Genomic DNA, 9,046 nt, shown 5'->3' on the forward strand with positions numbered 1-9,046 from the left:
GGCCGTTCCAGCGAGGCGATCGCGGCGGTCGAGGCCTTGCCGGAGCGCTTCCGTCGGTTGGCCTACGTGCGCCATGCCCTCCAGGCCTGGCGCCATCCGGATGGCCGCCATGGCACACCGCCTTCCAGTCCCGGGTTGCCCTCCCGCCGCGATGCCGAGCCCTGATGGGACTCCTGATCCCCCATCGCGTCGGCGCCAGCCGCATCCATGGCCAGGGTGTGTTCAGCCTCGACCGGCTTGAACGGGGCACCCTGCTCTGGCGATTCGAGCCGGCCTGCGACAGCGCCGTTCGGCTCAGCGGGCTGCCGCTGACCCAGCAGCAGGAGCTGCTTCACTTCGGCTACACCAATCCGCGGCGCCCGGGCTGGGTGATCGTGTGTGGGGACAGCGCTCGCTTCTGGAACTTCCCGCCGCCGGGCTGCCCGGCCAACGCCGTGCTCTCGCCGCGGCTTGCCCATGGGGAGCACCTGGTGATCGCCGCCCGAACGATCTCCGCCGGGGAGGAGCTGCTGATCGCGCCGGACTCGGATGCCGACTACCGCCGCAAGCTCACCCACCTGCTCGCCGAGCCCCTGACCCCGCGCTCCTGAAGCCCCTCCCCGTTGCCTGCCAGGCTGTGGCCATGACCACGCGCTCCACCCCTCCCCCCGCCACCGCCCCTGAAGCCGACCTGGCTGAGGCGGTGGCCCGTCGGCGCAATTTCGCGATCATCTCCCACCCCGACGCCGGCAAGACGACCCTCACCGAAAAGCTGCTGCTCTACGGCGGCGCCATCCAGCAGGCCGGCGCCGTCAAGGCGAAGGGCGAGCAGCGCAAGGTCACCTCCGACTGGATGGAGCTCGAGAAGCAGCGCGGCATCTCGATCACCTCCACCGTGCTGCAGTTCGACTACAGCGGCAGCACCATCAACCTGCTCGACACACCCGGCCACCAGGACTTCTCCGAGGACACCTACCGGACCCTGGCCGCCGCCGACAACGCGGTGATGCTGGAGGACGCCGCCAAGGGCCTGGAGCCCCAGACCCGCAAGCTCTTCGAGGTGTGCCGCATGCGGAGCATCCCGATCTTCACCTTCATCAACAAGATGGACCGGCCGGGGCGGGACCCCCTGGAGCTGCTCGATGAAATCGAACAGGAGCTGGGTCTGGCCTGCTGGCCCGTCAACTGGCCGATCGGCAGCGGCGACCGCTTTCGGGGTGTGATCGATCGCCGCAGCCGGCAGGTGATCCTCTTCCTGCGGGCCGAGCGGGGCCGCCAGAGTGAGGAGCGGGTGCTGCAGATCGACGAGGCCGCCAGCAGCGGGCTGGTGGAACCGGAGCTGCTGGCGGCGGCGCTGGAGGAACTGGAGCTGCTCGATGGGGCAGGCTCCGACCTCGACCTGGAGGCGGTGCACCGCGGCGAGCTCAGCCCGGTGTTCTTCGGCTCGGCCATGACCAACTTCGGCGTGCGTCCGTTCCTCGATGCCTTTCTGGAGCTGGCGCAGCGGCCCATCCCCCGCCAGAGCAGCACCGGTCTGGTGGACCCGCTGCAGTCGGGCTTCAGTGGCTTCGTGTTCAAGCTCCAGGCCAACATGGATCCCCGCCATCGCGACCGGGTGGCCTTCGTGCGGGTGTGCAGCGGCCGTTTCGAGAAGGACATGACGGTGCAGCACGCCCGCACCGGCAAGAGCATTCGCCTGTCGCGTCCCCAGAAACTGTTCGGCCAGGACCGGGAAGTGGTCGAGGACGCCTACCCCGGCGACGTGATCGGCCTCAACAACCCCGGCATGTTCGCCATCGGCGACACGCTCTACCTGGGTCCGCGGGTGGAGTACGAGGGGATCCCCTGCTTTTCACCGGAAATCTTCGCCTGGTTGCGCAACCCCAACCCTTCGGCCTTCAAGAGCTTCCGCAAGGGCGTCAACGAGTTGCGGGAGGAAGGGGCCGTGCAGATCCTCTATGACACCGACCAGAGCAAGCGCGATCCGATCCTCGCGGCGGTGGGTCAGCTGCAGCTCGAGGTGGTGCAGTACCGGCTGGAGCATGAATATGGGGTGCAGACGCGTCTCGAACCCCTGGGGTTCAGCGTCGCCCGCTGGGTCAGCGGCGGCTGGCCGGCCCTGGAAGCGGTGGGGAGGATCTTCAACTGCAAGACGGTGCGGGATGCCTGGGACCGGCCGGTGCTGCTGTTCAAGAACGACTGGAATCTCAACCAGCTGCACGAGGACCATCCCGACCTCGGACTCAGTTCGGTGGCGCCGGTGGTGAGCGGCGTGGAGCCGATCAGCCTCTGAGTGGCCTGGCCCAGGGGGGTCGCGCTCAGGGCGCGGTGGTTTCCGGCTCCCACTCGATCTTGACCACATCCACCGGACCGCGGCCGGTCTGGTTCAGCTCCTGGGCCGCGCGCAGGGCGGCTTCGTGGGTGTGGAACAGGTAGGCCTCGGAGGCGGCTCCCACCTCCAGCAGGCGCTGATCGTTGGCTTCGATCGCCAGGAAGCTGGCGTTGTCGAGACGCCGGATGGCGTAGCGCTCCGGCTGGGTGCAGTCCATCGGATGGGATGGGTCGATCTCCGGGGCCCAGAAGTGCATCACCGCTCGGTGCGTTCTCCTCACGGTAGCCATGCCCGTCCCCCCTGGCAGAGAACGGCTGCTTCAAGAGTCTTCACGCGAACCTAAACATTCAATGAACCTGCCGGGGCGCTCAGTCGAACCCCCCTACGCTCGCGTCCGCACACGTCCTGTGACGTGACTGCCTTCTCCCTGCCCGCCGACTGCCCCCCCGCCCTCCTGCCCATGGCACTGGTCAAAGCCCCCGTCCTGGGGATCGAGCGATTCGCGAACGCCCGCAACAAGGAAAACTGGGCCCACGCTTCCGAAGACGACCGCAAGACGATCATCCGCGCTGTGTACCAGCAGGTGCTCGGCAACCAGCACATCATGAAGAGTGAGCGGCTCGAGGGACTGGAGTCCCTGTTCCGCAACGGTGATCTGAGCGTGCGTGAGTTTGTGCGTCTGGTAGCCAAGAGCGGTCTCTACAAGGAGAAGTTCTTCGAGAACTGCAACCCCTACCGCTTCATCGAGCTCAACTTCAAGCACCTGCTGGGCCGGGCGCCCAACAACAGCCAGGAGATGCTGGATCACTTCACCATTCTCCAGGAACACGGCTACGACGCCGAGATCGATTCCTATCTCGACAGCGACGAGTACCAGCATCGCTTCGGCCAGGATGTGGTGCCCTACATCCACGGCTGGGATTACTCGATCGGCCAGCAGGGCCGTCAGTTCTCCTGGGTCTTCCAGCTGGCCCGCGGAGCGGCCGCTTCGGTGAAGGGTGACGCCTCCGGCGTGCAGTCCCGGCTCAACCGGGTGGTGCACACCAACCGACCGGTGGCGGTCAATCCCCCCAGCTCCGGCCCGGCCTATTTCCGCTCGTCGGTGGGTTCGGGTGCCTACGCCGCCGACGGCGAGGGCGGTGCACCTGCGGTGTTCAACAGCGAGCGCAGCGACCGTGTCAACGGTCTGCCGGTGATGGCCGGTGCCCGCGGCAGCGACAGCAGCAGTGGGCGCCTCGTCACCCTGCTGGTGACGGGGATCGCCGACAACGCCTACTCCCGCACCGCCGAGACCGTGATCCGGGTGCCGTTCACCCGGATGAACGAAGCTCTGCAGCGGGTCAACCGGCTGGGCGGCCGGGTGGTCGAAGTCAGCGTCCGCTGAAGGACCGGCCCCTGAGCACCGGCCCCTGAGACGCGTCCCAGGGGGACAGCCCCGTCGAACTCCTTGTGAAGCATGGTGTTCGACGGGGCTTCTCATGTCCTGGATTGCCCACAGTGGAGGGAGAGGACAGAGGCAAGGCCATGTTCCTGAAAATTCGCCAAGGCGATGACCAGCGCCTCGTTGAGGTGCTCGATCTCAAGCAGTTGTTCGATCCCTTCGCTGCCGAGGTGCTCGGCCGGTTTCATGCGGGCGAGGAACTCCAGGATCCGCAGGGGATGACCAAGCAGCGGCTGATCTTTCCTTCCGGCGAGGCCCTGCCCCGCTGCTGGCTGGATCCCCACTACGCCGGCTGAGAGGCGCGGCGCTCCACCGCTCACCGCTGGTGCACCGGCAGGATCAGATCCAGTTGGGCCCCGCCGGCGGGGTGGTTGCTGGCCTGGATGCGGCCGCCGTGGGTCAGGGCGATCTGCTGCACGATGGCCAGCCCGAGGCCACTGCCGCTGCGCTGGCTGCGCACGCGGGCGGGGTCGCCGCGGTAGAAGCGCTCGAACATGTGGGCCAGGTCGTCCTCCCCCAGCCCCGGCCCATGGTCCCGGATGCTGAGCTGGCACCAGCCCCCCCGGCTCGTCAGTGAGGCCTCCAGGGTCCCGCCGTCGGGGCTGTAGCGCACGCCGTTGTCCAGCAGGTTGAGCAGCGCCCGGTGCAGCCGGGCCCGGTCGGCCTGGATCTCCAGCCGGGCCGGCGCCAGGAGACGCAGGCGGATGCCGCGCTGCTCGGCCAGGGGGCGGAGCCCCTGCCAGACCTCCTCCACCAGCCGCCCCAGATCGACGCGCCCCAGGCCGGTGCTCTCCCCCGGCAGGCTGTTCTCCAGCCGTGACAGTTCCAGCAGGTTGCCCACCAGCTCCTGCAGGCGGCGCAGTTCCCGCTGGAGGCGCTCCACCAGCCGGGCGTTGCGGTCGTTCACCTGGGCGGCCAGGCTGTCGCCCACCAGCAGCAGCGCCGTGAGGGGCGTCTTGAGCTCGTGGGCGACATCGCTGACCCAGCGTTCCTGCTGCTCGAGCTGGGCCTCCAGGGACCGCCGGCTCTGGAACTGAACCGCCATCCATCCCCCCAGGCCAGGCACCACCACCAGGTCGTACTCCTCCCGCGCCCAGTGCCACTGAAGCCGCTGGGGCCGATCCTGGCGGCGGGCGATGGCGACGGCGTCGGCCAGGGCGGCGTCTGCGCAGAGCTCGCCCAGGGGGAGCCCCTGCAGGTGCCGCCCGCTCTCCAGGGCGAGGATCCGTGCCGCCCGCGGGGTGACGTGGGCCAGCCGGTCCCCACCGTCCAACAGGAGCCATCCCACCGGCGAGGAGTCCATCCAGCTGAGCAGCTGGCGGGCGCTGGGCTGGGGCGCCGCAGAAGGAGTCCGGCGGCGCCACCAGCCCAGCAGCCGTTCGAGGCGACCCTCAGCCAAACCGGTAGCCGAAGCCCCGCACGGTGATCAGGTGGACCGGCGTGGAGGGCTCATCCTCCAGCTTCTCCCGCAGCCAGCGGATGTGGACGTCCACGGTCTTGCTGTCGCCGAAGTAGTCCACACCCCAGACCTGCTCGATCAGCTGGTCGCGGCTCCAGACCCGGCGGGGATGCTGCATGAACAGTTCCAGCAGGCGGTACTCCTTGGGCGAGAGGTTCACCGGCAGCCCATCGCGGGTCACCCGGCATTCCTCCTGGTACAGCTTCAGGTTGGCGTGCTCCAGCACCTTGGCCTGGATCGCCTGGTTGCTGCTGCGGCGCAGCAGGGCGCGGCAGCGGGCCACCAGTTCCCGCATGCCGAAGGGTTTGACGAGGTAGTCATCGGCGCCGACCTCCAGGCCCAGCACCCGGTCGGTCTCGCTGTCGCGGGCGCTCACCACGAGGATGGGCGTCTGGTCCCGGGAGGCGCGCAGCTGCCGGCACACATCCAGACCGCCCAGGCCCGGCAGCATCAGATCCAGCACCATCAGGGCGAAGCCCTCGCCGTCGGGGGCCCGCTGCAGGTGGTGGAGGGCATCGCGCCCGTTGCCGCAGGCGGTGACGGCGAAGCCCTCCAGCTCCAGGGCCTCGCGCAGGGTCTCGCGGATGGTCTCGTCGTCTTCGACGACCAGCAGGCTGGCTTGCATCCAGCCATTTTCGCCGCTGAGCTGCGCCCCCCAGAAGGGTGCCTGCCGCCGACCGTCGCTGCGTTCGCCCCCGCGACCGGCGCTGCCGGCCCCGAGGCTCATCGCCGCAGGGGTTGGTGGGCGATCACCAGATGGCGACGGCTGTCCAGCTTCAACCAGCCTTCCTGGCGCAACTGGCCCAGGACCCGGGTGACCGTCACCCGGGTGGTGCTCAGGGCGCTGGCCAGTTCCTGGTGGGTGAGCCGGAAGGGGAGTCGCAGGCCCTGCTCACAGGGCTGGCCATGGTCGGCGGCGAGCAGGTCGAGCAGGCCCCGCACCCGGTCCTCGATGCGGCGCAGGCCCAGCAGGGCCAGGATCGCCTCGCTCTGGCGGTAGCGGGCCGCCATCCCCTGCAGCAGGCTCATCGCCAGGTGGGGCGCCGCGGCGATCTCCTCACAGCTGAGGCAGAGCAGGTCGCTGTCCAGGAGGGTGCTGGCGGCGTAGGCCTGAACGTTGGTGAGGGGATCACCGAAGGGTTCGTTCGGACCCACCAGGCCCAGCAGCAGCTCGTCGCCATGGATGGAGATGGCGCTCAGCTTGACCATGCCGCGCACCACCACCCAGACATTGCGCCGGAGCAGCGGCAGGCAGCTGCCGGCCGGGAGGTGCACCAGGCTGCGCTTCTCGTAGCTGGTTTCCAGCAACTCGCGGAAGCTGTCACGGTGATCGGCCCCGAGGGATGGCGTGAACACCATGGGCGCAGGCAGCCGTTGTGGTGAGCGAACGCTATGCACCGCGGCAGCGTCGGGGGCAAAGACCAGATGGTCCGCTGATTAAGGGTTGGTTAGCGTCGCGTCCCTCGCGCCGGGCGCGGCCGCCGCTGCGGGCGGGGACAGACTGGGTCATGGTTCCCCACCACCACGGCAGCAGCCATCCCGGCAGCAGCCATCCCAGCAGTGCCCCCTTCCGCTGGAGCGTGCTGCTCAACACCGCCCTGGTGGTCGTCCAGCTGGTGATCGGTTTCTCCTTCGGCTCCCTCGCGCTGATCGGCGATGCCCTGCACAACCTGGGGGATGTGGCGGGGCTGGGCCTGGGCTGGGCCGCGGAGCGGCTCGCGCTGAGGCCCGCCAGCCGCCGCTTCACCTACGGCTACCGCCGCAGCACCCAGTTCGCCGCCCTCGCCAATGCCGCCCTGGTGCTCATGGCCGGTGGCGTGGTGATGGTGGAGGCGATCCAGCGCCTCGGCCGGCCCGTGCTGATCCAGCCGGCACCGGTGGCCTGGGCGGCCCTGGCCGGCCTGGCGATCAACCTGCTGTCGGCGCGGCTGTTCGGCCATGGCCACCTGCATGACCTCAACCGCCGCGCGGCCGTGATGCATCTGCTCACCGATGCCGCCGTGTCGGCGGCCGTGCTGGCCGGCGCCCTGCTGATCCTGCTCACCGGCTGGAGCGGCATCGACCCCCTGGTGGCGATCGGCGTGGGGGTGGTGGTGGCCTGGAGCGGCTGGCAGCTGCTGCTGGAGGCGGGGGCCCTGATGCTGGATGCCGTTCCGCGGGGGGTGGATCTGGCCGCCATCGAGACCGCCCTGCTCTCCCTGGAGGGGGTGGTCGGCCTGCATCACCTCCACGTGTGGAGCATGAGCACCGCCACCGTGGCGCTCACGGTTCACCTGCAGTGCGATCCGGCCCGACCCCAGGACCAGGACGATGCCGTGCTGCGCGAGGCCCGCGGCCGTCTGCGGGCCCTGGGTGTGCAGCACGCGACGCTCCAGCTGGAGCGGGCCCTCGACAGCTGCCGCTAGGGATCCGTTCGGGCCTGGCCCTTCAACCGTCGCAGGGTGCGGCGGGCCGGCCGCAGTGGGCGGTGAGGTCGGCGAGCCAGGTCTGCAGCGCCGCGATGGCCTGGGGTTGCAGGCGGTAGTAGATCCAGCGGCCCTGCACCCTGCCCTCGATCAGCCCTGCCTCCTTCATCACCCGCAGGTGGAAGGAGAGCTTCGACTGGGCCAGGCCCAGGTCCGCGGTGAGATCACAGACGCAGCGTTCGCCGCTGCCGAGGGCCTCGATCACCTGCAGCCGCAGGGGATCACCGAGCGCCTTGAGCAGGGCCCGGGCCTGGTCGGCGGAGAGGCCCGTGGGGCCGGCGGGGTGTTCCAGGACACGCATGGAGCAGGTTCCATTGATTGATCAACTCTTGTTGATCTAGCTTCCGGTGTGGGCGGGCCCACGGGTCCCCATCGTCGCCTCTTCAGCGGGTCAGGTCCATGCGCGTCGGCATCAACGGTTTCGGGCGCATCGGCCGCCTGGTCTGCCGCGTTCTCCGGGGGCGGCCCGGCATCGAGCTGGTCCACATCAACGACAGCGGCGGGGATGCGGCGGCGGCGGCCCATCTGCTGGCCTTCGATTCGGTGCACGGCCGCTGGCCCACGCCGGTCGAGCCCCTCGGCGAGCGGGGCCTCCGCGTCGGCGACCAGGCGGTGGGCTACAGCCGCGACTCCGATCCTGCGGCCGTGCCCTGGTGGGCGGCGACGCTGCAGCCCTACTTCGAGGCGGCGGGTCTGGCGCGCGTCGTGGTGGCCTGCCCGGTGAAGGGCGAGGTGGCTGGCAGCTTCGGCATCCGCCATGGCGCGATCACCACCCTGCACGACGTCACCAACACCCAGGTGGTGGTCAACGGGTTCAGGAACGATCTGCGCCGGGCCCGCTCCTGCCTGCAGAGCCTCATCCCCACCAGCACCGGTTCCGCCCGGGCGATCGGGCTGATCTTCCCGGATCTCCAGGGCAAGCTCAACGGCCACGCCGTGCGGGTGCCGCTGCTCAACGCCTCCCTCACCGATGCGGTGTTCGAGCTGGAGCAGCATGCCACCACGGCCGAGGCGGTGAACCGGGCCTTCACCCAGGCGGTCGAGGGGGACCTCCGCGGCATTCTCGGGGTGGAGACCCGGCCGCTGGTCTCGGTGGACTGCGTCAACGACCCCCGCAGCGCCGTGGTCGATGCCCCCTCCACCCTCGTGGTGAACGGCACCCAGCTGAAGGTCTACGCCTGGTACGTCAACGAGTGGGGCTACAGCTGCCGGCTGGCCGATCTGGCCTGCCACATCGCGGCCTGCGGGGAGGGCTGAGCGATGGCGGCACAGCGCGGCGGGCTCACGGCCCTGCAGCAGTACGGGATCGTCACCGCCAACTACTGGGCCTTCACCCTCACGGACGGGGCCCTGCGCATGCTGGTGGTGTT

General features: G+C 69.5%; 11 protein-coding genes. 6 read left to right on the forward strand and 5 right to left on the reverse strand.

Going from position 1 to position 9,046, the window contains the following annotated elements:
- Positions 1 to 164 precede the first annotated feature (164 nt).
- Together ACLD7X_RS15185 and ACLD7X_RS15190 are read left to right on the forward strand one after the other, a co-directional pair.
- Positions 165 to 590 (forward strand): SET domain-containing protein, encoded by a 426-nt coding sequence (locus tag ACLD7X_RS15185; protein WP_411424507.1) that lies wholly within the window; start codon positions 165 to 167, stop codon positions 588 to 590.
- Positions 591 to 622: 32 nt separating this feature from the next.
- Positions 623 to 2,272, forward strand: a complete 1,650-nt coding sequence (locus tag ACLD7X_RS15190) for a peptide chain release factor 3 (protein WP_411424508.1) — start codon at positions 623 to 625, stop codon at positions 2,270 to 2,272.
- Positions 2,273 to 2,297: 25 nt separating this feature from the next.
- On the opposite strand, the gene ACLD7X_RS15195 is transcribed toward ACLD7X_RS15190, so the two are convergent.
- A complete protein-coding gene (locus ACLD7X_RS15195) occupies positions 2,298 to 2,567 on the reverse strand; it encodes a hypothetical protein (RefSeq protein WP_412006871.1) in 270 nt (89 codons plus the stop codon).
- Between the two features lie 156 nt (positions 2,568 to 2,723).
- Between ACLD7X_RS15195 and ACLD7X_RS15200 the strand changes: the two genes are divergently transcribed.
- Entirely contained in the window at positions 2,724 to 3,695 is a 972-nt protein-coding gene (locus ACLD7X_RS15200; protein WP_412006872.1) for a phycobilisome rod-core linker polypeptide, read from the forward strand.
- Positions 3,696 to 3,835: 140 nt separating this feature from the next.
- On the forward strand, positions 3,836 to 4,048 hold the full coding sequence (locus ACLD7X_RS15205; protein ID WP_411424511.1) for an acetyltransferase: 213 nt from the start codon (positions 3,836 to 3,838) through the stop codon (positions 4,046 to 4,048).
- Positions 4,049 to 4,068: 20 nt separating this feature from the next.
- On the opposite strand, the gene ACLD7X_RS15210 is transcribed toward ACLD7X_RS15205, so the two are convergent.
- The 3 genes from ACLD7X_RS15210 to ptrA all read right to left on the reverse strand — a co-directional run bounded on the left by ACLD7X_RS15210 (position 4,069) and on the right by ptrA (position 6,570).
- A complete protein-coding gene (locus tag ACLD7X_RS15210; RefSeq protein WP_411424512.1) occupies positions 4,069 to 5,151 on the reverse strand; it encodes a sensor histidine kinase in 1,083 nt (360 codons plus the stop codon).
- Positions 5,144 to 5,836 carry a response regulator transcription factor gene (locus tag ACLD7X_RS15215; protein ID WP_411424517.1) on the reverse strand — a complete coding sequence of 231 codons (693 nt, stop codon included), beginning with the start codon at positions 5,834 to 5,836 and terminating at the stop codon, positions 5,144 to 5,146. Before ACLD7X_RS15215 ends, ACLD7X_RS15210 begins: the two co-directional genes overlap by 8 nt.
- 98 nt (positions 5,837 to 5,934) lie before the next feature.
- Positions 5,935 to 6,570 carry a Crp/Fnr family transcriptional regulator PtrA gene (ptrA, locus tag ACLD7X_RS15220; protein ID WP_411424513.1) on the reverse strand — a complete coding sequence of 212 codons (636 nt, stop codon included), beginning with the start codon at positions 6,568 to 6,570 and terminating at the stop codon, positions 5,935 to 5,937.
- Positions 6,571 to 6,719: 149 nt separating this feature from the next.
- Between ptrA and ACLD7X_RS15225 the strand changes: the two genes are divergently transcribed.
- On the forward strand, positions 6,720 to 7,616 hold the full coding sequence (locus ACLD7X_RS15225) for a cation diffusion facilitator family transporter (protein ID WP_412006873.1): 897 nt from the start codon (positions 6,720 to 6,722) through the stop codon (positions 7,614 to 7,616).
- 22 nt (positions 7,617 to 7,638) lie between these two features.
- Here ACLD7X_RS15225 and ACLD7X_RS15230 read toward each other — a convergent pair whose 3' ends face one another.
- Positions 7,639 to 7,977 carry an ArsR/SmtB family transcription factor gene (locus tag ACLD7X_RS15230; RefSeq protein WP_411424515.1) on the reverse strand — a complete coding sequence of 113 codons (339 nt, stop codon included), beginning with the start codon at positions 7,975 to 7,977 and terminating at the stop codon, positions 7,639 to 7,641.
- A gap of 98 nt (positions 7,978 to 8,075) precedes the next feature.
- Here ACLD7X_RS15230 and ACLD7X_RS15235 point away from each other — a divergent pair, with 98 nt between their 5' ends.
- Positions 8,076 to 8,933, forward strand: a complete 858-nt coding sequence (locus tag ACLD7X_RS15235; protein WP_411424516.1) for a glyceraldehyde 3-phosphate dehydrogenase NAD-binding domain-containing protein — start codon at positions 8,076 to 8,078, stop codon at positions 8,931 to 8,933.
- Positions 8,934 to 9,046 lie beyond the last annotated feature (113 nt).

The organism is Aphanothece microscopica RSMan92, from assembly GCF_046613545.2.
Lineage (GTDB): Bacteria > Cyanobacteriota > Cyanobacteriia > PCC-6307 > Cyanobiaceae > NIES-981.